The sequence below is a fragment of the Pseudomonas sp. BJa5 genome (genome assembly GCF_030272875.2).
Taxonomy (GTDB): domain Bacteria; phylum Pseudomonadota; class Gammaproteobacteria; order Pseudomonadales; family Pseudomonadaceae; genus Aquipseudomonas.
The window spans coordinates 76,242-99,994 of the sequence record NZ_JALRNG020000019.1 but is presented as its reverse complement, the minus strand read 5'-3'; the positions used below and the strand labels follow the sequence as shown (position 1 = coordinate 99,994).

The 23,753-nt window shown below is 60.3% G+C and carries 20 protein-coding genes and 1 pseudogene; 8 read left to right on the top strand and 13 right to left on the bottom strand.

Annotated features, from left to right (window positions below; translation table 11 throughout):
* From M2D63_RS13295 to M2D63_RS13280, 4 genes and pseudogenes are all read left to right on the top strand, one after another.
* Positions 1-240, top strand: a pseudogene (locus tag M2D63_RS13295) (hypothetical protein); the annotation flags it as partial.
* Between the two features lie 134 nt (positions 241-374).
* Complete coding sequence (locus M2D63_RS13290; protein ID WP_285863382.1) at positions 375-1,004, top strand: TetR family transcriptional regulator; 630 nt, start codon at positions 375-377, stop codon at positions 1,002-1,004.
* A gap of 143 nt (positions 1,005-1,147) precedes the next feature.
* Positions 1,148-2,257 carry an AGE family epimerase/isomerase gene (locus M2D63_RS13285; RefSeq protein ID WP_285863381.1) on the top strand — a complete coding sequence of 370 codons (1,110 nt, stop codon included), beginning with the start codon at positions 1,148-1,150 and terminating at the stop codon, positions 2,255-2,257.
* A 75-nt stretch (positions 2,258-2,332) separates the two neighbouring features.
* Complete coding sequence (locus tag M2D63_RS13280) at positions 2,333-2,587, top strand: hypothetical protein (RefSeq protein ID WP_285863380.1); 255 nt, start codon at positions 2,333-2,335, stop codon at positions 2,585-2,587.
* 58 nt (positions 2,588-2,645) lie between these two features.
* Here the strand turns inward: M2D63_RS13280 and M2D63_RS13275 are convergent, their stop codons facing one another.
* The 6 genes from M2D63_RS13275 to M2D63_RS13250 all read right to left on the bottom strand — a co-directional run bounded on the left by M2D63_RS13275 (position 2,646) and on the right by M2D63_RS13250 (position 9,169).
* Positions 2,646-3,413: an SDR family oxidoreductase gene (locus M2D63_RS13275; protein WP_285863379.1), complete on the bottom strand. Its 768-nt coding sequence runs from the start codon at positions 3,411-3,413 to the stop codon at positions 2,646-2,648.
* Between the two features lie 673 nt (positions 3,414-4,086).
* Positions 4,087-4,803, bottom strand: a complete 717-nt coding sequence (locus M2D63_RS13270; RefSeq protein ID WP_285863378.1) for an ABC transporter ATP-binding protein — start codon at positions 4,801-4,803, stop codon at positions 4,087-4,089.
* Positions 4,800-5,675, bottom strand: a complete 876-nt coding sequence (locus M2D63_RS13265; RefSeq protein ID WP_285863377.1) for an ABC transporter ATP-binding protein — start codon at positions 5,673-5,675, stop codon at positions 4,800-4,802. The genes M2D63_RS13270 and M2D63_RS13265 overlap by 4 nt, the downstream gene beginning before the upstream one ends.
* Entirely contained in the window at positions 5,672-6,955 is a 1,284-nt protein-coding gene (gene livM, locus M2D63_RS13260) for a high-affinity branched-chain amino acid ABC transporter permease LivM (RefSeq protein ID WP_285863376.1), read from the bottom strand. The genes M2D63_RS13265 and livM overlap by 4 nt, the downstream gene beginning before the upstream one ends.
* A 2-nt stretch (positions 6,956-6,957) precedes the next feature.
* Positions 6,958-7,872, bottom strand: a complete 915-nt coding sequence (locus tag M2D63_RS13255; RefSeq protein ID WP_285863375.1) for an ABC transporter permease subunit — start codon at positions 7,870-7,872, stop codon at positions 6,958-6,960.
* Between the two features lie 160 nt (positions 7,873-8,032).
* Positions 8,033-9,169: a branched-chain amino acid ABC transporter substrate-binding protein gene (locus M2D63_RS13250; RefSeq protein WP_285863374.1), complete on the bottom strand. Its 1,137-nt coding sequence runs from the start codon at positions 9,167-9,169 to the stop codon at positions 8,033-8,035.
* 470 nt (positions 9,170-9,639) lie between these two features.
* On the opposite strand from M2D63_RS13250, the gene pncB reads away from it, so the two are divergent.
* On the top strand, positions 9,640-10,842 hold the full coding sequence (gene pncB, locus M2D63_RS13245; protein WP_285863373.1) for a nicotinate phosphoribosyltransferase: 1,203 nt from the start codon (positions 9,640-9,642) through the stop codon (positions 10,840-10,842).
* Between the two features lie 3 nt (positions 10,843-10,845).
* Positions 10,846-11,673 carry an ammonia-dependent NAD(+) synthetase gene (nadE, locus tag M2D63_RS13240; protein ID WP_285863372.1) on the top strand — a complete coding sequence of 276 codons (828 nt, stop codon included), beginning with the start codon at positions 10,846-10,848 and terminating at the stop codon, positions 11,671-11,673.
* 72 nt (positions 11,674-11,745) lie between these two features.
* On the opposite strand, the gene azu is transcribed toward nadE, so the two are convergent.
* A complete protein-coding gene (azu, locus tag M2D63_RS13235; protein WP_285863371.1) occupies positions 11,746-12,192 on the bottom strand; it encodes an azurin in 447 nt (148 codons plus the stop codon).
* Between the two features lie 350 nt (positions 12,193-12,542).
* Here azu and M2D63_RS13230 point away from each other — a divergent pair, with 350 nt between their 5' ends.
* Both M2D63_RS13230 and M2D63_RS13225 read left to right on the top strand, forming a co-directional pair.
* Positions 12,543-13,130 (top strand): TIGR00730 family Rossman fold protein, encoded by a 588-nt coding sequence (locus M2D63_RS13230; RefSeq protein ID WP_285863370.1) that lies wholly within the window; start codon positions 12,543-12,545, stop codon positions 13,128-13,130.
* Between the two features lie 163 nt (positions 13,131-13,293).
* Positions 13,294-17,631, top strand: coding sequence for a hypothetical protein (locus M2D63_RS13225; protein ID WP_285863369.1), 4,338 nt, complete (start codon positions 13,294-13,296; stop codon positions 17,629-17,631).
* Positions 17,632-17,637: 6 nt separating this feature from the next.
* Here M2D63_RS13225 and M2D63_RS13220 read toward each other — a convergent pair whose 3' ends face one another.
* The 6 genes from M2D63_RS13220 to rpsF all read right to left on the bottom strand — a co-directional run bounded on the left by M2D63_RS13220 (position 17,638) and on the right by rpsF (position 23,639).
* Positions 17,638-19,941 (bottom strand): YgiQ family radical SAM protein, encoded by a 2,304-nt coding sequence (locus tag M2D63_RS13220; RefSeq protein WP_285863368.1) that lies wholly within the window; start codon positions 19,939-19,941, stop codon positions 17,638-17,640.
* A 101-nt stretch (positions 19,942-20,042) separates the two neighbouring features.
* Positions 20,043-21,440 (bottom strand): replicative DNA helicase, encoded by a 1,398-nt coding sequence (gene dnaB / locus M2D63_RS13215; RefSeq protein ID WP_285863367.1) that lies wholly within the window; start codon positions 21,438-21,440, stop codon positions 20,043-20,045.
* A gap of 110 nt (positions 21,441-21,550) precedes the next feature.
* Entirely contained in the window at positions 21,551-21,997 is a 447-nt protein-coding gene (gene rplI / locus M2D63_RS13210; RefSeq protein WP_285863366.1) for a 50S ribosomal protein L9, read from the bottom strand.
* 21 nt (positions 21,998-22,018) lie between these two features.
* On the bottom strand, positions 22,019-22,918 hold the full coding sequence (locus tag M2D63_RS13205; protein WP_285863365.1) for a hypothetical protein: 900 nt from the start codon (positions 22,916-22,918) through the stop codon (positions 22,019-22,021).
* 36 nt (positions 22,919-22,954) lie between these two features.
* Entirely contained in the window at positions 22,955-23,185 is a 231-nt protein-coding gene (gene rpsR, locus M2D63_RS13200) for a 30S ribosomal protein S18 (RefSeq protein ID WP_003249563.1), read from the bottom strand.
* 28 nt (positions 23,186-23,213) lie between these two features.
* Complete coding sequence (gene rpsF, locus M2D63_RS13195) at positions 23,214-23,639, bottom strand: 30S ribosomal protein S6 (protein WP_285863364.1); 426 nt, start codon at positions 23,637-23,639, stop codon at positions 23,214-23,216.
* Positions 23,640-23,753 lie beyond the last annotated feature (114 nt).

Sequence of the window (23,753 nt, the reverse complement as noted above, 5' to 3'; positions counted from 1 at the left end):
CTGCTGGAACGCAACCGCGTCGCCGAAGGTGGCTCCGACCGTCTGCTGGAACGCAACCGCGTCGCCGAAGGTGGCTCTGACCGTCTGCTGGAACGCAACCGTGTAGCCGAAGGTGGCTCTGACCGTCTGCTGGAACGCAACCGTGTAGCCGAAGGTGGCTCTGACCGTCTGAAAGCTCGCTTCCAGGTCGCAGAAGGTGGTTCTGACCGTCTGATCGAGAAGAACCAACGTGCGAGCTGAAGCCTATGCCAGACAACAAGAGATACCAGCGCTGTAACAGCTCCCCTCCCAGCCCGGTCCACTGACCGGGCTTTGTTTTTCCGGCCATAGGCTATTAGAGTGCAGGGCTGTTTCACTGCCTGCCGATACCCGCCATGCTGCCGCGCGCCGAACAAAAGCAACAAACCCGCCAAGCCCTGCTGGATGCCGCCCGCCACCTGATGGAAAGCGGTCGAGGCTTCGGCAGTATCAGCCTGCGCGAAGTGGCCCGCAGCGCCGGCATCGTGCCGACCGGTTTCTACCGTCACTTCACCGATATGGACCAGCTCGGCCTGGCCCTGGTCAACGAGGTGGGCGAAACCTTCCGCCAGACCATCCGCCTGGTGCGGCACAATGAGCTCGAACTGGGCGGCATCACCGATGCCTCGGTACGTATCTTTCTCGATGTGGTCACGGCCAATCGCCCGCAATTCCTGTTTTTGGCCCGTGAGCAGTACGGTGGCTCGCAGCCGGTACGCCAGGCGATCGCCACCCTGCGCCAGGGCATCAGCTCGGACCTGGCCACCGACCTTGCACTCATGCCGCGCTGGCAGCATCTCGATGGCGCCGCGCTGGAGGTCATTGCCGACCTGGTGGTGAAGACCGTGTTCGCGACCCTGCCGGAACTGATCGACGAGCCTGGCGACGGCGCCGCACATGTGCTCAGCGCCCAGGACAAGATCACCCAGCAGTTGCGCTTCATCTTTGTCGGGGCCAAGCACTGGCAAGGCCTGGGCACTCTGTAGGAGCGGCGGTGCGGCGACCCGACTTGTCTCGCGATTGCGATCTATCAGTTACACCGCATCGCGGGGCAAGCCCGCTCCTACAGGAATCGCGCCGATTCCTGCTACCATGCGCGCAAACGCACTGATCGCGACGACTTCTTTCCATGCCCGACCTCCGTACCGCCCAGCCTGAACTGCCCGCCCTGCTCGCCGAGGTCCAGGCGCACTTTGACCAGCGCATCGTGCCGCTGTGGCTGGGCCCGGGCTGGAATGCCGACATGGCCCTGCCCTACGAGGCCCTGGACGCACAGGCGCAGCCCCTGCCGGTGCAGCGCTACCGGGCCATGGCCTGCGCCCGCCAGCTGTACCTGTTCAGCAGCCGCATCGGACAACCCGGCGCCAGCGAACGTGCGGCAGCGCTGTTCCGTTCGTTGCAGCGACACTTCCACGACGCCGAGCATGGCGGCTGGTTCTACAGCATCGATGCCGAGGGCAAGCCCCTGGACCGACGCAAGGACCTCTACACCCACGCCTTCATCATTTTTGCCTGTGCCCACTACTGGGGCCGGGTGCGCGAACAGTTGGTCGAGTCGACCCTCAACGCCGCGCTGAGCGTGGTCAGTGAGCAATTCGCCCGGGATGACGGCCTCTATGAAGCCAGCCTCGGCGAAGACTGGTCGGACCTTGGCAGCGGCCCGCTGCAGAACCCGCTGATGCACCTGGCCGAAGCCTTCCTCGGCACCCTGGCGGTGCGTGACGACGCCCAGGTGCAGGCCGCCCTGGTGACACTGGCCGAGGCCATGCAGGCGCACTTTGTCGATGAGCAACACGGTGTGGTGCTGGAGAAGCCGCGCGGTGCTGTGGATAACTGGTTCGAGCCCGGCCATCAGTTCGAGTGGTTCTTCCTCCTCGATACCAGTGACCTGCTGCGCGGTAGCGCGCTGCACGCCTCACTTGAGCGGGCTTTCGGCCATGCCGAGCGCTATGGCGTGAAAGGTACGGCCGTGCTGGCCATGCTCGACGCCGATGGCACGGTCAAGGATGCCACCCAGCGCATCTGGGCCCAGGCCGAGTACCTGCGTGCCCTGGCCTTGCGTAGCGACAATGCCGGCAAGGTCCTCACCCAGCTACGCGCCCTGCAACAGCACTTCCTGCATGCCGATGGCTGGCACGAATGCCGGGATGCCAGTGGTGTGGTCAGCCGCAGCGATATGCCGTCGACCACACCGTATCACCTGGCGACTTGCCTGGATGGATTACAGCGCCAGGTTTGACCTGGCATTTTTGTCAGTTTCGTCGATAGCGACGGACTGCTAGCTTCAAGCCTCCCTTACCTGCGGAGAGAAGCCATGAACCAGGAAGCACTCAAGGATGCACTCGAGGCCCGGATCAATGCGGCAGCCCAGAGCATCATCGACAAGAAGTCGACCTCCGATGATATTGCCCTGGGCAAGTTGGACTTCCTGTCGAGTCTGCGCCGGCTTCTGGACGGCAAGGCGACCCCGCACGATCTCGGGCGGCACGACGCACTCAACGATGTGCTACAGGACTTGGGGGTGCTCAGCAGTAAAGAGACCTACCTGAGCCGACTGGATGGGCAATGACCATCGCGGGGCAGGCCCGCTCCTACAGTAGGAGCGGGCTTGCCCCGCGATGAGGCCTTCAGGCCTTACTCGAACGATCGATCGAGAACCCGGCCCAGGCCTGGCTCACCGGCATCAGCTCAATGCTGTTGATGTTGATGTGCGCCGGCTGGTTGAGAATCCAGAAGATGGTCTCGGCGATATCCTGCGGCTGGATCGGCTCGGCGCCGGCATAGGTGGCGTCGTAGCGCGCCTGGTCACCGCCGAAGCGCACCAGGGAAAACTCGCTCTCGCACAGCCCCGGCTCGATGTTGCTGACCCGCACGCCCGTGCCCTGCAGGTCACAACGCAGGCTCAGGGAGAACTGGCCGACAAAGGCCTTGGTGCCGCCGTACACATGGCTGCCCGGGTACGGGTAGTTACCCGCCACCGAACCGACGTTGAGGATGGTCGCGCCACGCCCGTGGGCGATCAAGCGGGGCAACAGCAGGCGGGTGCTGTACATCAGGCCCTTGATGTTGGTGTCGACCATGGTTTCCCAGTCATCCAGGTCGCACTTGGGCGCAGGGTCCGCACCCAGGGCCAGGCCTGCGTTGTTGATCAGCCCGCGCAGCTTGGCGAAGGATGGCGGCAGGTTGGCAATCGCCGCCTCCATGGCCTTGCGGTCACGCACGTCCAGCACCAGGCCATGGACTTCGGTTTTTTTCGACAGCTCTTCGCACAGCGCATCCAGGCGCTCCCGACGGCGACCGGTCAACACCAGCGACCAGCCGGCTTCGGCGAATCGACGGGCACAGGCTTCACCGAAGCCAGAAGTCGCGCCGGTGATGAAAACGGTGGAGGTCATGGGTTACTCCTTGCAGGTTCGTTATCACGGAGGAGCAGCATGCCCGCCGGCAACGCCGCCAGCAAGCGCCCAGATGCTGTACAAAAAACGACCAATAGCGCCAACACCTTGATTCATATGGGCTGGAGCAATCTTTCCTGACCTTATCCACAGGCTCTTGCACAAAGAATGGGGGCAATTTCCCCGACCCCAAAGCCGACCTGACTCACACGTCAGCAAGTATTTTCCTTGACCGCCTGCCTGCCATTTGACCTCAAACCGCCCGGGCTTGGCGGCAGGTTATTTCCAATGATGGCGCAACGCCCTTGTGGACGCTGGCTGCAGCGTTCTTTCCCACGCTTGCCCACAGACTTATCCACAGGCTGTTCGGGGAAATATCCAGTGATTTCACTGCTGATAAAAAACTTGACATCCGCCGGTAAAAATCTTGTGGGAACCTTTGATCAAAAAACAACCACGCGCCTGCAGGCCACGTAAATCAAGGCATCCGGCAAGGTGCCACCAAGTTACCCACAGCCGCTTCCACATCAATGGTGGACAACTCTAAAACGTGGGGAAACAACCAGTTGCAGCGACTTTGTGTCGCAGTAAAAAGATAGTGCGCCTAAGGTTTTCCACAAAACTGTGGACAAAAAAAACGCCCCGCAAGGCGGGGCGTTTTCAACCACTACAGTCAGTGCCCGCCCAGGTAGGCGTTACGCACATCGTCGTTGGCCAGCAGCTCCTGACCGGTGCCGCTCATCCGGATCTGCCCGTTGACCATCACATAGGCGCGGTCCGAGAGCTTGAGCGCATGGTTGGCGTTCTGCTCGACCAGGAAGATGGTCATGCCGGTCTTGGCCAGCTCGCGCAGGGTGGCGAAGATCTGCTTGACCACGATCGGCGCCAACCCCAGCGAAGGCTCGTCGAGCAGCAACAGCTTGGGCCGGCTCATCAGCGCCCGGGCAATGGCGAGCATCTGCTGCTCGCCGCCGGACATGGTCATGGCCCGCTGGTTACGTCGCTCCTTGAGCCGCGGGAAGAGTTCGAACATACGCTGCATGTCTTCGCTGGCGTATTTGTCGCCGATGGGGATGGTGCCCATCATCAGGTTCTCTTCCACCGACATGTCCGGGAACACCCGGCGGCCTTCCGGCGACTGGGCGATACCGTTGGAGGCGATGTAGTGCGAGGACTTGTGGGTGATGTCGGTGCCGCGATAGACGATCTGCCCGCCCGCCGCCCGCGGCTGGCCGAAGATCGACATCAGCAGGGTCGACTTGCCCGCCCCGTTGGAGCCGATCAGGCTGACCGTCTCGCCTTCGTTGATGTGCATCGAGACTTTCTTCAGGGCCTGGATCGGCCCGTAGAAGACGTCCAGTTCCTTGAGTTCGAGAATGGGTGCAGTCATACCAGCTCCTCTTCATCGGCACCCAGGTAGGCGGCGATCACCGTCGGGTTGTGGCGAATGTCCTGTGGTGCGCCTTCGGCGATCACGTTGCCGTGGTCGAGCACGACGATGTGGTCGGAGATGCTCATGACCATGCCCATGTCGTGTTCGATCAGCACCACGGTGATGTCGTGTTCGTCACGCAGCACCCGGATCATCTTGCTCAGGGCTTCGGTTTCCTGCGGGTTGAGGCCGGCTGCCGGTTCGTCCAGGCAGATGATCTGCGGCCGCGTGCACATGGCCCGGGCGATCTCCAGGCGACGCTGCTGGCCGTAGGACAGCTCGCCGGCCAGGCGGTTGGCGCAATCGACCAGGTCGACCACTTCAAGCCAGTAGAAGGCGTGGTCCAGGGCATCGCTCTCCGCCTTGCGATAGGCCTTGGTATTGAGCACGCCCGCCAGCAGGTTGCGGTTGACCCACATGTGCTGGGCCACCAGCAGGTTCTCCACCACCGACATTTCCCGGAACAGGCGAATGTTCTGGAAGGTCCGCGCCAGGCCGGCGCGGTTGACCAGGTGGGTACCGCCGAACATCTTGTAGTGCATGCGGTTGATGAAGCGCTTGGGCGAGATGAAGTCGCCCAGCTGGAAGCGCTCACCGAGCAGTTGGATGACGTTGGTGCGGGTGCCGCGCATGTTCAGTTCGATCTTGCCGCCACTGGCCTTGTAGAAGCCGGTCAGGCAGTTGAAGACCGTGGTCTTGCCGGCACCGTTGGGGCCGATCAGGGCGAAGATGGAGTTGCGCTTGACCTTGAGGCTGACATCGCTGAGCGCCTTGATCCCGCCGAACTGCATCATCAGGTTGTCGACCGAGAGAATCACGTCATTGTTCATGGCGCTACTCCTTTACGAGGGACTACACCGGTACGGCTGATACGGATCAGACCACGCGGTCGCCAGATCATCATCAACACCATGAGCACGCCGAACAGCAGCACCCGGTACTCGGAGAAGCTGCGCAGCAGCTCCGGGGCCACGGTCAGGACGAACGCGGCGATCACCACGCCCACGGTCGAGCCCATACCGCCGAGCACCACGATGGCGAGGATCAGCGCCGACTCGAAGAAGGTGAACGAGGACGGGTTGACGAAGCCCTGGTAGCTGGCGAAGAACACCCCGGCCAGGCCCGCGGTCGAGGCGCCGATGGTGAACGCCGAGAGCTTGACCAGCACGTGGTTCAGGCCCATGGAACGGCAGGCGATCTCGTCTTCGCGCAGTGCTTCCCAGGCCCGGCCGACCGGCATGCGGGTCAGGCGGTGCTTGATGTAGAGCACCGCCAGCACGACGATGAACAGCACGATGTAGATGAACAGGAATTTCAGGTTGGGGTTGTAGTCGATGCCGAAGAACTCATGGAACGGCACACCGCCGTCCTTGGCCCGACGCCCGAACTCCAGGCCCATGAAGGTCGGCGAAGGTACCGGCATGCCGTTCGGCCCGCCAGTGAACGACAACCAGTTGTTGAGCACCAGGCGGATGATTTCACCGAAGCCCAGGGTCACGATCGCCAGGTAGTCGCCGTGCATCCTCAACACCGGGAAACCCAGTATGCACCCGGCCAACGCCGCGGCCAGGGCCGCCAATGGCAACACGGTCCAGAAGCCCAGGCCCAGGTACTGGTAGCCCAGGGCCAGGCCATAGGCACCGATGGCGTAGAACGCCACGTAACCCAGGTCGAGCAGCCCCGCCAGGCCTACCACGATGTTCAGGCCCAGGCCCAGCAGTACGTAGATCAGGCCGAGGATGACCACGGTCAGCAGGTACTTGTTGGCAAAGAACGGGAAGACCACGGCAATCACGATCAGCGCCGGAATGATCCAGCGCAGCCGCGACTTGTAGTCCGGTGCCAGTACATGCACCCCGGAGCCGCCGCCCTCGAAGCCTTGCAGGATCGACTGGCCCTTGTTGGTCTGCAGGAACAGGCTGAGCAGGAAGCGTCCGGCCATGACGCCGGCCACCAGCCAGGCCACGCGGGTCGGTTCCATGTTGAAGCTGTAGCCGTCGAGCACCACGCCGACGATGGGCCCGAAGACGATCAGGGAAATCAGCCCGGCGAGAATCGCGTCGATCAGGCTGCGCTTGATATCGAATGAAGTGTGTTTGGCAGCAGACATACTTACACCTTCGCCACGAGTGGGCGACCCAGCAGGCCTTGGGGACGGAAGATCAGGATCATCACCAGCAGGGAGAAACTGAACACGTCTTTGTAGTCGGAGTTGATCAACCCGGAGAACAGCGACTCGGAAATACCGAGGATGATGCCGCCGAGCATGGCCCCCGGCAGCGAGCCGATGCCTCCCAGTACCGCCGCGGTAAAGGCCTTGATGCCGATGATGAAGCCGGCATAGAAGTCGAAGGTGCCGTAGTTCATGGTGATCAGCACACCCGCCAGGGCGGCCATCACGGCGCCGATGACGAATACGTAGGAGATCACCCGGTCAGTGTTGATGCCCAGGATCGAGGCCATCTTGCGATCCTGCTGGGTGGCGCGGCACATGCGTCCCAGCTTGGTGAACTTGATGATGTAGGTCAGCGCGGCCATGCCGACGAAGGCGGCGACCAGGATGAAGATCTTGGTGTAGGTCAGCTGGACGAAACCGGTGCCCACTTCCAGGCGCCAGGCGCCTTCGAGCAGGGTCGGTACACCTTGCTGGCGTGCACCCTGGCTGATCTGCGCGTAGTTCTGCAGGATCAGCGAAATACCGATGGCACTGATCAGTGGTGCCAGGCGGGTGGAGTTGCGCAGGGGTTTGTAGGCGATGCGTTCGATGGTCCAGCCATAGACGCCCGTGACCACGATGGTGAAGATCAGCGTCCCGAGCATCAACAGCGGGAAGGATTCGATACCGAAGTACGCCAGCAATGCCAGACTGATCGCCGCCAGGTAAGCGGAGATCATATACACCTCGCCGTGCGCGAAGTTGATCATGCCGATAATGCCATAGACCATTGTGTAGCCGATGGCGATCAGGCCATAGACAGACCCCAGGGTCAGCCCGTTGACCAGTTGCTGCAGAAAAATACCATCCATAACGCAATCTCACGTATTTGAGATTGCACAAGCGCCGACCACGGTGAGCCCCGGATGAAGCGGCCCTCGCAGCGCGAGGTTGTGCAGATCTACGAGAAAAGACAGGTACGGCGTTGAACCGGGTAGCGACCCGGGCGCAGGCCCGGGTCGGTTACCGTTGTTATTTTTGTTTTTCCAGTTGGTGGTACTTGCCGTTTGCATCCCACTGGTAGACCACGTAGTCGGAAACGGTGAGGTCACCCTTGCCGTCCCACTTCTTCTCGCCCATCACGGTTTGCACCGGGTTGGCCTTGAGCCACTTGGCCGCGTCCTCGCCCTTGTTCGACTTGGCGCCGTTGAAGGCGGCGGCCAGGGCCTGGACCGAAGCGTAGGCATACAGGGTATAACCTTCAGGTTCGGTGCCGTTCTTGCGGAACTCTTCCACCACCGCCTTGCTGTCTGGCAGCAGGCGCGGGTCGGCGCCGAAGGTCATGTACACGCCGTTGGTGTACTGCGCGCCACCGGCAGTGGCCACCAGTTCGTCGGTGACGATACCGTCGTCGGACATGAAGGCGACGTCCTTGAGGCCCTGCTCGCGCAGTTGGCGAACCAGGGGACCGGCTTCCGGATGCAGGCCACCGAAGTAGACCACGTCGGCGCCAGCGGCACGGATCTTGGTGACCACGGCGCTGAAGTCCTTCTCGCCACGGGTCAGGCCTTCGTACAGCACCGGCTTCACGCCGCGTTTTTCCAGCTGGGCCTTGGTGGCATCCGCCAGGCCTTGGCCGTAGGTGTCCTTGTCGTGCAGGACCACGACCTTCTTGCCCTTGAGCACGTCGACGATGTAGTTGCCGGCGACGATGCCCTGCTGGTCGTCACGCCCGCACATGCGGAACATGGCGCTCAGGCCGCGTTCGGTAACCTGTGGGTTGGTCGAACCCGGGGTGATGGCGATGATGCCGGCTTCGTCATACACCTCGGAGGCCGGAATGGTGTTGGACGAGCAGAAGTGCCCGACCACACCGGCGACCTTGTCCTGGTCGACCAGGCGGTTGGCCACGGCCACGGCCTGCTTCGGCTCGCAGGCGTCGTCGCCCTTGACCAGGACGATCTTCTCGCCGTTGACCCCGCCCGCGGCGTTGATCTTGTCGGCCGCCGCCTGTGCACCTTTCATGTACTGCTCGCCAAACGCTGCGTTGGCACCGGTCATCGGGCCTGCTACGCCGAACTTGATGTCGGCCTGAACATACGAAGAAACGCCCAGCGCCGCTGCTACGGCGAGGGACAGAAAGCCTTTCCTGTAAAACGTCTGCGACATGAGGTGGTGCTCCTTGGAGTTCTTTTTTTGGTTGGCACTACAACTTTCAGCAATTGCTCTGAGCAAGGGCCGTGCCATTGGATTTTTATTCTGGAAAAACGCGTGAAGAAGTTGCCGGGGCTTGGGCCGCGTCCTTTTTTTATTGGCTGTGCAACCGTCTGCAACAAGGAAAGCGCCACCCGATTCATGAAATTCGGGCAACCCTTAAGTGCCATCATTGCAACCCCTGCAAGTGTTTACGTGCAACCAGCCTGTAACAGGATGCGTAACCGAACTGCACATCCATGGTGCGCGACTGCTACAGCGGGCACCATTCCGGGCTGGGGGCTGAACCGGAAAAGTGCTGTTACCCATAGCCTGCTACCGATGTACCCGGCCCCTGCCCGCCCACCTGTGGAAAAAGGCTGGCACAATGGCGAGGTCTGCGCGCCGTCCCGCCGGTTGAGGGCGCGCGCCTCCATGGAGTCCCTATGAGCGAAAGCGCTTTCGCCGATCGCATCGTGCAAAACCTGCTCGACACCGATTTCTACAAGCTGACCATGATGCAGGCCGTGCTGCACAACTACCCCAACGTCGACGTCGAGTGGGAGTTTCGCTGCCGCAATGGTGAAGACCTGCGCCCATACCTGGGGCAGATCCGCGAACAGATCGAACGACTGTGCGAATTGAGCCTGGGCAATGGCCAGTTGGGTTTCCTGGAGCAGATCAGCTTCCTGAAGCCGGATTTCCTGCGCTTTCTGGGCTTGTTCCGCTTCAACCTGCGTTACCTGCAACTGGGCATCGAGCACGACCAGCTGTACCTGCGCCTGCGCGGCCCCTGGCTGCACGTGATCCTCTTCGAGGTGCCCCTGCTGGCGATCATCAGCGAAGTGCGCAACCGCCATCGTTATCCACAGGTCAAGCTGGTCGAGGCCCGTGACCAACTGCATCGCAAGTTCGACTGGCTGCAGGCCCACGCCAGCAGCGATGAACTGGCCGAACTGCAGGTGGCGGACTTCGGCACCCGTCGGCGCTTCTCCTACAAGGTCCAGGAAGAAGTGGTACGGGTGCTCAAGGAGGATTTCCCGGCACGCTTCGTCGGCACCAGCAACGTGCACCTGGCACGGAAACTGGATATCAAGCCGTTGGGGACCATGGCCCACGAATGGATCATGGCCCACCAGCAACTGGGCCCGCGGCTGATCGACAGCCAGATCGCCGCACTCGACTGCTGGGTTCGGGAATACCGGGGCCTGCTCGGCATCGCCCTGACCGACTGCATCACCATGGACGCCTTCCTCGGCGATTTCGACCTGTACTTCGCCAAGCTGTTCGACGGCCTGCGCCACGACTCCGGCGACCCGGTGCAGTGGGCGGAAAAAGCCATCGCCCACTACCGCACGCTGGGGATCGACCCGATGACCAAGACCCTGGTGTTCTCCGACGGCCTGAACCTGACCCGGTCGCTGGAGATCTTCCGTGCCCTGCGCGGTCGCATCAATGTCAGCTTCGGCATCGGCACCAACCTGACCTGTGACATTCCCGGGGTGGCGCCGATGAGCATCGTGCTTAAAATGACCGACTGCAACGGCCAGCCTGTCGCCAAGATTTCCGACGAGGCGGCCAAGACCCAATGCCGCGACGAGAACTTCGTCGCCTACCTGCGCCACGTGTTCAAAGTGCCCAAGGAGTAATTCATGCAAGCTGTCCAGCGAGAGATCGCGCAAGCGCTCAAGGTCCAGCCGCCGTTTGCCGACCACGCCGCACTCGAGGCCGAAGTGGCCCGGCGCGTGGCCTTCATCAAGACCTGCCTGAACAATGCGCGGCTCAAGACGTTGGTGCTCGGCATCAGCGGTGGCGTCGACTCGCTGACTGCGGCCCTGCTGGCGCAGCGGGCGATCAATGAACTGCGCAGCGAAACCGGCGATGCCCAGTACTGCTTCATTGCCGTGCGCCTGCCCTACCAGGTGCAGCAGGACGAACACGATGCCCAGGCCTGCCTGGAAGTGATCAAGGCCGACGAGGTCCACACCGTCGACATCGCCCCGGCCGTGCGCGCCCTGGCTGTCGAGGTCAAGGCACTGGAGAACGGCTCGCCGGCCATGGTCGACTTCGTGGTCGGCAACACCAAGGCGCGCATGCGCATGGTCGCCCAGTACACCATCGCCGGCGCTCGCCAGGGCCTGGTGATCGGCACCGACCATGCCGCCGAGGCGGTGATGGGCTTCTTTACCAAGTTCGGTGACGGTTCCTGCGACCTGGCGCCGCTCAGCGGCCTGGTGAAGAACCAGGTACGGGCCATCGCCCGCAGCTTCGGTGCGCCGGAATCACTGGTGGAGAAAGTGCCGACCGCGGACCTGGAAGACCTGGCGCCGGGCAAGCCGGACGAGGCCTCCCACGGGGTGACCTACAAGGAAATCGATGCCTTCCTGCACGGCGAACCGGTGAGCCAGGAAGCGTTCGACATTATCAGCGGCACCTACCGCAAGACCCAGCACAAGCGCGAGATGCCGTTCGCGCCATAAAAGCATCGCGGGGCAAGCCCGCTCCTACACGACCGGTAGGAGCGGGCTTGCCCCGCGATCAGCAAGCAACCCTTACTTCAGGGTAACGGTGCCTTTCATCATCGAGATGTGGCCTGGGAACGAGCAGAAGAAACCGTACTTCTCGTCCGCCTTGAGCTTGGACACATCAATGGTCAGCGAACCCGTCTCCTTGGCACCGATCACCTTGGTGTGAGCGATGACGCGCGCGTCGCCTTCCTTCAGGTAGTCCTTGTCGATGCCAGCGCTCAGGCCGTCGGTGGCGATCGGCTGCATGTCCGCTTCCTTGCTGATCACCAGGTTGTGGCCCATGACGTTCTTCGGCAGGTTGCCGGAGTGAGTCAGCTCGACGGTGAAGGTCTTGCAGCTCTTGTCGATTTCAATGGCCTTGGTGTTGAAGGACATCTGGTCGGTGGAATCGACCGTGACCTTGCACTCGGCAGCGAAAACCTGGGTGCTGGCGAGGGTCAGCAAGGATACTGCGACAACTTTGGCAAACATCGTGAATCTCCTTGGCAGGGGTTTTATCAGTTCGCATGCTGCCTGAATCCGCTTGGTGCCTCCCTGATATGCATCAACGAGGTAGGCCTGGGACCAGACAGTTGAATTGTTCTATAGATTGTATACATACAATCAAAGTGCACATCATGCGCTATTCCGGGACGATGAGACAACCTCTCATTTAGGAGCAATGACTATGTCCCTTGGTAGCTTGATGAACAGCCTCCTGGCCGCCTATGCCTGTGGCAGTGCCGGCGCCAGCTGCGAATTCTCGCGTCCGGAGTGAATCCGGCCTTGGAAGTGACCGGCATGCGCCTTACCCTGTCCGCGCTTGTAACCGGAGAGAAGCAATGCCAGTACGTTCCGTTTGTGTGTTCTGTGGCGCCAGCACCGGCGTCAATCCGGCCTACCGGGAGGCAGCCATTGCCCTCGGCCAGGCTATCGCCAGCCGAGGCCTGACCTTGGTCTACGGCGGTGGCGCGGTCGGCCTCATGGGCATCGTCGCCGATGCGGCCATGGCCGCTGGCGGCGAAGTAGTCGGCATCATCCCCCAGGCCCTGATGGACGCCGAGGTCGGCCACAGTGGCCTGACCCGCCTGGAAGTGGTCGACGGCATGCACGCCCGCAAGGCGCGCATGGCCGAACTGAGCGATGCCTTCGTTGCCCTGCCTGGCGGCCTGGGCACCCTGGAAGAGCTGTTCGAAGTCTGGACCTGGGGCCAGTTGGGCTATCACGCCAAACCCCTGGGCCTGCTCGACGTCAACGGTTTCTACAGCAAGCTGGGCAGCTTTCTCGACCATGTTGTGGAAGAAGGCTTCGTGCGCCCCCAGCACCGCGCCATGCTGAAACTGGCCGATGCGCCCGATGAGCTGCTCGATGCCATGGACAGCTTCGAGGCACCGGTCTTGCCCAAGTGGGTCGATAAAAAGCCCGACTAGCTTCCTCCTTCCTCACGCTGCACGTGCCTGTCCCGCATTCCGGGACATGGCCGCCCGCTGTCTCGAATCTATCACATACATATGTACCACCAATGCGCAGCCAGGCTTTCACAAAGTGGCGAGAACGCTGCCGGCCTGCGGCAGCTCGCAAAGGAGTTCCAGTATGGACACACTCGATTCGACGCCCGAATATGGCGATGCTCTGCTTTTCTCAACCTTGGCCCAGGCCGTCGACCAGGATCTGCAGCAGCTCAAACAGCACCTGAGTGCCACAATTCCAGCACCAGCAGTGCTTGTGCCTACCGAAGGCACCCCTTTGGCAACGCTTCACCTGACGGCGAGAGCGTTCGCCGAGAAAGTGCGGCAAGACGTTGGCGAAAATACGCCCCCCGGGCAGCGTACGTTCTTCAAAGCCACATCAACCGGGAATTTCAGTCTCCAACAAGGCAAGCCCCCCCGAAACACGAGCGCGTTACTGGCTGACTTCCCAGCGCTGGCCGGCAAATTGAAGAGCCTCAGACAGTTGGCAGGAGAGCTGGGGGGCGTCTTTGAGTATTCGGGAGTCAGCCCCGTCGCAATGCTTCATTACTATGGCATCGTCGTGGCGCAAGACTCCCTCTCTGCGCAGGGCTGTATCGAACACTTGAGTGCAGAGGATCTGGCTTACTGGATAATTGACCGGCAAATTCCTCCACTGATGCTCGATGACATCGACATCCGCCTGATACTGGACACTGCTGCTGAATTCAAAGGCCGTACAGCATCACTGCTCCAAGCTATTTGGGGCGACACGGTCGAACAATCCCTCCCTCGAACCCCCTTCGCCGCGATGGTGCACTTGCTGGAGAGTGACAAGGCGCAACACTTCGCGCACAGATTGCTGCAGAAACTGAACTGGCTGGGTACCTCGGCGGGAGAAGCAACCTCCCCAACCGTCGTCTATAAGCTGCTGGAAGTGTCTATTGCGCTTGATTTGTATCCACAAGCGACCGAACTGGCCAGCGAATTGAACAGTCTGCACAGCAACGGCGAGCGAAGGTACTCGGGCAAGACACTCGATGAAACACAATTGGCACTTGAGCACTTCGTCAGCCGTGGCAAGCAACTGAGCGCGCTCCAGGCCAAATTGGCAGTGTTGGCACTGCGCAACCAGTTACCGCTGGAGTTTCGAGTACCTCATTTACCCCCCAGCCTGCGTTTTCGCCGCACGCTGAAGTGGTTTCAATTCAAGCAGGCACTCACCATTGCGGAGGTCATCCACCCCGGTTGGTCAGCTCAACTTTCGTACTTGCAATTGATGACACTGCGCCAAGCTGAACTCAAGCGAGTAAACAATGACGGTGACATGCTATTTCTTTATGGCCGCCAGGCCATACGGGAGTGGGTCGAAGATCGCAACAGCGCTTATTTTTCAACGTTGACTGAAGCTCGCATCGGCGAATATGTCGAAGAGTTTCGAGAATATGAGCACCGTCTGCAGCAGGCCATGATTCACCTTGGAACCGCTCCACCCGATCGATTTCAGATGGCGCACGAGGCTATCAAGAACGTTGGCGCCCCCCCCCAATTCCTACTGGTAGAGGACAATGATTTCAGCCACGTAGTAAGCTTAGCGCTTAAAGACGACGGGGACATCGCACTTTATACGCCATCCAGCTACAGAGGAACCTTACGACCTGCTTACGGCACTTTGATTGACTTGGTTGCTGCCGGAAAATTAACACAGAAAAAAAACAAATGGACCCAACCTGGGGAAAACCCAATAAAACTAAATTTCCAGGATATTCCTGACGACCCTGACATCAATAACCAATTCGCAGCAGCGTACGACCCCTGGCTCGCGCAGGTAAAGAAAAGCTATGAGACCCTGGTGTTCGAACTCGTTGACTCCCTGCCTTATGAGGATCGCCTAATCATTGGCGCAGGAAATACCGCTCTCTGCCACCTTGTGGCAGCGCCCTCTGGGGAAGCGCTCTACGTGCGCTTCAACTTCATTATAAAAGCCCAGGCGGTCAAGTATGACGAACGCCCCTATTTTTATGAAGTTCGCCCATTTGAATCAATAATAATCAGACGCAACGATATAAAAAGCTTCACGCTCGTCCGCCCCTTCCACCCTTCAAGACCACAGGACGCTGTTGACCAAGTCAGTAATGACGCTTCAATAGCCAAGGCCTATTTCCTAGAGCAATTTCCACCGTACCCCGCCGCCGAAGTTGGCCAACGATTAGCCACAATCATGGCCGATAATTATTTAGTGCAATATCCAGATCATTTCCGATTGGCCTGTCGGGGAATGACACGATTCGACAAAGACCGCCCAGCGCTCTATGTCTTGAAAAACTACATCGTTCCGCTATGGGGCCCGATTGAACAATTGCAGGAAGCCAGGAAGTTCGGAACCATCAACGATATTGCCTGGGCGTCCCTCGCCGTAGCGGTCGACGCGGTCACGCTGGGTATTGCAGCCGGTAAGCTCGCAAGCCAGGGGGCAAAAGTGTTGATGCTCGCCTGGAACAACGGCTTCAGGGCAGCCAGGACGGCACTTGTAAAACTCGGCACTGTGACAGTCGCACAACAAGCTTTGGATCTGTTCAACCCGTTAGACGGCCCCCTGGCATTGAGCAGATCAGCCTATCAGCTGAGCAAACCTGCCCGAGCCTTCCTGCACAACAAGCTCAAAGCACTGCGATCACACTGGAGCGCACACACAACCCTTCGACGCCCGATTGCGACATGGCATGCAAAAGGCTTCACCAGCACCGACAGGTTTCTGCGTCGCAGGCTCGACAGCCATCGCAATACTGCCATCCACCTACAAGGACATGACCACTACGCTGTCGACTCAGTCCATCGATTCCCGTTTGGCCCACCCTTGATGAGCGCATCCAAAGGCCAACTGACACGGCGGCCGGTTACTGACATACCGGTGCGCAGCGTGGATGGCCAGTGGGCGTTCACGCTTCCTCGCTCTCTGCAACAAGTAAGAGTGAAGTACCTGGGCGACGATATCTACCTGGAAACAGAGCGTGCCCTCTACAAAATGAAAACGCTCGACACGGGCAAAACGGTGTGGCGGCGAACGCCTGATCGTTTACCGGATGATGAGTTTCTCCCCCCTCTGCACTACGTTCCCTGCCGCCGCAAACGTGGGCTGGATATGGTGCCTTGCGAAGGGGAGATCAGAACAAAAGTGTGGACCAACGCAGAGGTGGTCAATAACCAGAACGCGCTCCCTGTAGAGTGGTTTCTGAATCGAAGTATCCAACCAGCTCACGGAGAATTCATCCACAACAGCGCCATCTGGACTGTAGCCGGCCGACAGTTGAAGAGACCCTACGGGGGGCGTGAAATAACCTATAACTCCGTTGTTTCTGCTGAAATCCTCGGAGGGAACGATGTTTTCAAACAGATAAAACTCGGAAGAATCTCGCCCGAAGCGGATGACACTCGAACGATTTCAGCCATTTTAATCAAGCGTAAAAGCGGTGGAGACCCCGTACTGGTCACTCGCGCCGACAACAGCACTTACTATCGCGGTGATCTGACAGGGACAGGCAACACACTTTCACTACAAAAGATGAACACTCAACACCTTAACGATACAAGCGACCTGGACATGATCGACGAAGATACCTATCTCGCGAGTGTTTACAATGGCGCCTACGACGCTCATTACCAGTTCAAGTTCGTAAAACCAGACATCCTCGACAAACACACCGCCAACTTGTCCAAGGAACTGGATGATAACAAAATTCCCGCAACGGCATTCTACCAAAGCGCTGAGTTTGACACCGCCAGCTCAGCCGTTCATCTCGCGCTATTCTGCAAGTTCACGCAGTTACGTATAAGGAAGGCTATTCGCCAGACTATTGATGGGTGGGACCCCATTACGAACCAGACGGCGGCTTCATACCTGACGCAGATTGCCACTACATTGAACATGCTGACGATGTCTAACATGCACAGCGTCAAAACCATTCTGAACAGTCCGAGAATGAACAACATAGGAAAACAGAAAAACTACGCCTTCCTACGGGTCGTTTATAAAGATGGACGAGCGGCAGACACTTACTTTTCTGTGTCAGGAAGGAAGTCCTCGGACAGTTTCAAGTTTGAGCTGAGCCATGCAATGGCGGATAAACGCACAGCTGCAAACTGGCAATTTTCTGGAGCTAACGCCACCCATGCTACCGAGGGTCGATTCATTGACGTGCAACCGTCGAGAGGGGACCGAGAACTCCCGGAGGACCGTATCCTCGTCCCGCCGACCCCCTCATTGGGCAATACCAAGACCCTGGAGGGCAGCGTCAACTTGCGAGAGCTGGATTCCGAGCGATTGCTCATTGCCCAGTTCAGAAAGGACACGCCGGACCTGAACCAGGTTGAATCCCTGATGCTATTTACCAAGTACCCGACGTGCTACTCCTGCACCCGGTTGATCAGGGACCTGCATGATGAACTCCCAGGAAAACTGAAAGTACTCGAAGGCCCCCGATAACCACACTCAGCGCGGCAGTACCGGCTGGCGCGCTGGCTTCTTCTTGCCCTTGCCGCCCTTGGCCGCATCCTTGCGTGCCTTGGCCGCTTCCTGGTTGCGGGCAAAGGCGGCGGCCTTGGCCTGCTCACGCTTGTCCCAGGGCTTGGCACCGTCACTGCCACGCGGCGGCAAGCCGGTGTGCTGGGTGAGAATCTTCTGCTCCTTGCCCACCTTGTGGCTGCCGGCCGGGGTCGAGTTCTTGCGCCGGGCACTCTGGTAGCTGTCGGTCGCCGGCTGGTGCAGCGGAATCAGCTGGTGCTTGCCCGGGCCGATCAGGTCGGCACGGCCCATGCGTTCCAGGGCTTCGCGCAGCATCGGCCAGCCCTTCGGATCGTGGTAGCGCAGGAAGGCCTTGTGCAGGCGACGCTGCTGCTCGCTCTTGACGATGGTCACCCCTTCGCTCTTGTAGGTGACCTTGCGCAGCGGGTTCTTGCCCGAGTGGTACATGGCCGTGGCCGAGGCCATTGGCGAGGGGTAGAACGCCTGCACCTGGTCGGCGCGGAAGCCGTTGGCCTTGAGCCACAGCGCCAGGTTCATCATGTCTTCGTCGGTGGTGCCCGGGTGGGCGGCGATGAAGTACGGGATCAAGTACTGCTCCTTGCCCGCCTCTTTCGAGAACTTCTCGAACATGCGCTTGAAGCGGTCGTAGGTGCCGATGCCCGGCTTCATCATCTGGTTGAGCGGACCTTCCTCGGTATGCTCCGGAGCGATCTTCAGGTAGCCACCGACGTGGTGGGTCACCAGCTCGCGCACGTACTCCGGCGACTCGACCGCCAGGTCGTAACGCAGGCCCGAGGCGATCAGGATCTTCTTCACCCCCGGCAAGGCACGGGCGCTGCGGTACAGCTTGATCAGCGAGGAGTGGTCGGTGTTCAGGTTCGGGCAGATGCCCGGGAACACGCACGACGGCTTGCGGCAGTGGGTCTCGATCTCCGTGCTCTTGCAGGCGATGCGGTACATGTTCGCCGTCGGGCCGCCCAGGTCGGAAATGACGCCGGTGAAACCGGGAACCTTGTCGCGAATCTCTTCGATCTCACGAATGATCGAGTCGTGGGAACGGTTCTGGATGATGCGCCCTTCGTGCTCGGTGATCGAGCAGAAGGTGCAGCCACCGAAGCAGCCGCGCATGATGTTCACCGAGAAACGGATCATGTCGTAGGCCGGGATCTTCTCCTTGCCGTACGCCGGGTGCGGAATGCGCGCATAGGGCATGCCGAACACGTAGTCCATTTCTTCGGTGGTCATCGGAATGGGTGGCGGGTTGAACCAGACATCCACCTCGCCGTGCTTCTGCACCAGGGCGCGGGCGTTACCCGGGTTGGTCTCCAGGTGCAACACGCGGTTAGCGTGGGCATAGAGCACCGGGTCGTTACGGACCTTCTCGAACGATGGCAGGCGGATCACCGTCTTGTCCCGGGTCATGCGCGGGCTGTCGAGGATCTGCACCACCTTGGCTTCGTTCGGGTCTTCGACCTCGCCCTTTTCCTGCTCGATGGCGCAGGCCTGGGTGTCCTGGGTGTTGACGTACGGGTTGATGATCTTGTCGACCTTGCCCGGCCGGTCGATGCGGGTGGAATCGACTTCGTACCAGCCCTGCGGGGTATCGCGGCGGATGAAGGCCGAGCCGCGGATGTCGGTGATGTCTTCGATCTTCTCGCCGGCCGCCAGGCGCTGGGCGACGTCGACGATGGCCCGCTCGGCGTTGCCGTACAGCAGGATGTCGGCGCAGGCGTCGATCAGGATCGAATGACGGACCTTGTCCTGCCAGTAGTCGTAGTGGGCGATGCGGCGCAGCGACGCCTCGATGCCGCCGAGGACGATCGGCACATGCTTGTAGGCTTCCTTGCAGCGCTGGCTGTAGACCAGGCTGGCGCGGTCCGGACGCTTGCCGGCCAGGCCGCCCGGCGTGTAGGCGTCGTCCGAGCGGATCTTCTTGTCGGCGGTGTAGCGGTTGATCATCGAGTCCATGTTGCCGGCCGCGACGCCGAAGAACAGGTTCGGCTCGCCAAGTTTCATGAAGTCATCCTTGGACTGCCAGTCGGGCTGGGCAATGATGCCCACCCGGAAGCCCTGGGCCTCCAGCAGCCGGCCGATGATCGCCATGCCGAACGACGGATGGTCGACGTAGGCATCACCGGTCACGATGATGATGTCGCAGGAATCCCAGCCGAGCTGATCCATCTCCTCCCTGCTCATCGGCAGGAACGGTGCTGGCCCGAAGCATTCGGCCCAGTACTTGGGATAGTCGAAAAGTGGTTTGGCTGCTTGCATGTCAGTGACCGGTGGCTAATCGATGAAAAATCGCGGGCGCGGAATATAGCACAAAAATTGACCAATTCCGACGTTAAAGGTCGGAATAGGAGGAAATGGCCTTATTCGTCGTCGTCGAAGTTGTAACTACCCGGCGCCAGGTTCTCGAAGCGCGTGTACTTACCGATGAAGGCCAGGCGGATAAAGCCGATCGGGCCGTTCCGCTGCTTGCCGATGATGATCTCGGCAATGCCCTTGTGTTCGGTCTCGGGGTGATACACCTCGTCCCGGTAGACGAACATGATCACGTCGGCGTCCTGCTCGATCGCACCCGATTCACGCAAGTCGGAGTTCACCGGACGCTTGTTCGGGCGTTGTTCCAGGGAGCGGTTGAGCTGCGACAGGGCCACCACCGGGCAGTTGAATTCCTTGGCCAGGGCCTTGAGCGAGCGGGAGATCTCGGAGATCTCGTTGGTACGGTTGTCGCCGCTGGAGCCCGGGATCTGCATCAACTGCAGGTAGTCGATCATGATCAGGCCGATCTCGCCGTGCTCGCGCACCAGGCGGCGGGTACGGGCACGCATTTCCGACGGGCTGATGCCGGCGGTATCGTCGATGAACAGCTTGCGGTCGTTGAGCAGGTTGACCGCCGAGGTCAGCCGCGGCCAGTCGTCGTCTTCCAGCTGGCCGGAACGGACCTTGGTCTGGTCGATACGCCCCAGGGACGACAGCATACGCATGATCAGCGATTCGCCTGGCATCTCCAGGGAGTACACCAGCACCGCCTTGTCGCTGCGCAGCACGGCGTTCTCTACCAGGTTCATGGCGAAGGTGGTCTTACCCATGGACGGACGGCCGGCGACGATGATCAGGTCGGCCGGCTGCAGGCCGCTGGTCTTCTCGTCGAGGTCGGTGTAGCCGGTGGACAGGCCGGTGATCGCGTCGGAGGTGTTGAACAGGGTGTCGATGCGGTCGATGGCCTTGGTCAGCAGTTCGTTGACGCCCACCGGGCCACCGGTTTTCGGCCGCGCCTCGGCGATCTGGAAGATCTGCCGTTCGGCCTCGTCGAGGATCTCTTCGGCATTGCGGCCCTGGGGGTTGAAGGCGCTGTCGGCGATCTCGTTGCTGATGCTGATCAGCTGGCGCAGGGTCGCCCGCTCGCGGATGATCCCCGCGTAGGCCTTGATGTTGGCCACCGACGGGGTGTTCTTGGCCAGTTCGCCCAGGTAGCCCAGGCCGCCGACCTGGGAGCTGAGACCTTCCTTGTCCAGCTGCTCGTGCAGGGTCACCACGTCGAACGGGGCCATCTGGTCGGCAAGCTTGTGGATGGCGCGGAAGATCAGGCGGTGGTCATGACGGTAGAAGTCGCCGTCGGAGACTTGATCGAGCACCCGCTCCCAGGCGTTGTTGTCCAGCATCAAGCCACCGAGCACGGCCTGTTCGGCCTCGATGGAATGTGGCGGCACCTTCAGGGCAGCGGTTTGCAGATCATATTGCTCGGGGGCGGTTATCTCGTTCATGGCCACGCAGGAATCAGGGTGTTGAAAAAGACAAAGGGCACGACCTGCAAAGCAGGATCGTGCCCGATGTTAACCGGCTGGCACTCAAGGTGCCAACCGATCGGTACAGCTTAGGCTGCGACAACAACCACGCGAACGGTGGCTTCAACGTCGCTGTGCAGGTGCACGGCAACGTCGTATTCGCCGACGTTACGGATGGTGCCGTTCGGCAGACGAACTTCAGCCTTGGCCACTTCAACGCCGGAGGCGGTCAGGGCGTCAGCGATGTCGTGGGTGCCGATCGAACCGAACAGCTTGCCTTCGTCACCGGCGGTGGCAGTGATGGTCACTTCCAGCTCGGCCAGTTGGGCAGCGCGAGTTTCAGCCGAAGCTTTCTTCTCAGCAGCGATTTTTTCCAGCTCAGCACGACGCTCTTCGAACGCAGCCAGGTTGGCAGCGGTAGCAGCGACAGCTTTGCCGAATGGCAGCAGGAAGTTACGACCGTAACCGGACTTAACTTTTACCTTGTCGCCCAGGTTGCCCAGGTTGGCGACTTTTTCCAGCAGGATCAGTTCCATTTGGTATAAACCTCTTAACTTTTAACCTTCACCGTTCGCGGAATCGTTATCGGCACCTTTCGGGGGTGCCTTGCGACCGCGAAAATCAATCAGGCTGTCGACAATGGCCAGAACCACGAGCAACGGATAAGTCAGCTGCATGAACAGCAGCAGTGTCACGTACATCCCGACCAGCCAGAATTTGCCCAGTCGTCCTTGCGCCACCAGCCCATGCATCAGGGCAAGCCCTGCGAACATCAGCGGAACGCTGCACAGCGGCGTCAACATCGCCAGTTCAGGACCGAAATTCGGCCCCACCAGCATGAGCACCACCAGTACCAGCGTCGGCACCAGGGGGAGCCTGACCGCTTGAAACTCGCGACCAAAACCTCCCGGGTTATACAACACTGCCTGCCAGTAACGACCCAACATCAGGGCCAGCACACTGACGGCTTGCAACAAGGCCGCAATCAGGCCGTTGAGCACCGGTGCGATCAGGCCACCCAGGCGGGCCCGCTCCTCTACCGACAACTGCTGGTAGAGACCGTCGAGCATCTGCGGCAGGGCTTTTTCAAGCGCTCCAGCCAGAGCTTCGATCGGTTCGCGGAACACCGAACCCAGAATCACGCCATACACCAGGCCCAAAGCGATGCTGGACAACAGCACCCGGTTCCAGGACTGCCCGGCGCGCAACAGCGCAGCCAGCCCCAGCGTACCCAGCAACACCAACAAGGTGCGCGGCTCGCCGAAGAACCACCAGGCCAACGCCGGCAATAATGCCCAGGCGAGGACCCCGGAGGCGTCCTTGAAACCGCGCCGCAGGAACACCAGGCTCCCGGCGGCGGCACTCAACCAGAACAACAGCGGCAAAGCCGCACAACCCACCACCACAAGGGTGGCCTGCACGCGACCGCGCATGATGAAATCAGCCAAGGCGCGCATGCATTTTATCCTTTGCTACTTGTCGAAAACCCGGTCTCAGCGGCCGTGGCTGTCGGTGTAGGGCAGCAGGGCCAGGAAGCGGGCGCGCTTGATAGCGGTAGCCAGCTGACGCTGATAACGAGCTTTGGTACCAGTGATACGGCTCGGAACGATCTTGCCGGTTTCGGATACGTAAGCTTTCAGGGTGTTGAGATCTTTGAAATCGATCTCTTTCACGTCTTCAGCAGTGAAGCGGCAGAATTTACGACGACGGAAGAAACGTGCCATGTAATAGGCTCCTCAAAAGGTCCGTGGATTACTCGTCAGCGTTATCGCTGTTGTCGCTGTCATTGCTGTCGTCGCCTTCGGCGCTGTCAGCATGCTCAGGACGGTCGCGACGCTCACGGCGCTCGCTGCGGTTCTCTTCGGCCTTGAGCATCTCGGACTGACCGGTGACGGCTTCGTCGCGACGGATGACCAGGTTACGGATCACGGCATCGTTGTAGCGGAAGTTGTCTTCCAGCTCGGCCAGGGCCTTGCCGGAGCACTCAACGTTCAGCATCACGTAGTGAGCCTTGTGAACATTGTTGATTGCGTAGGCCAGTTGACGACGGCCCCAGTCTTCCAGGCGGTGGATCTTGCCACCATCTTCTTCGATCAGCTTGGTGTAACGCTCGACCATGCCGCCGACTTGCTCGCTCTGGTCAGGGTGGACCAGAAAGATGATTTCGTAATGACGCATGAATGCTCCTTACGGGTTGTAGTCTGCCACCAGAGTGGTCAGACAAGGAGTGAATGACACTTATAGGTCTTGCCCCGGGAAAAGGCGCGTGAACGCCTGCCAACACGGCAAGGG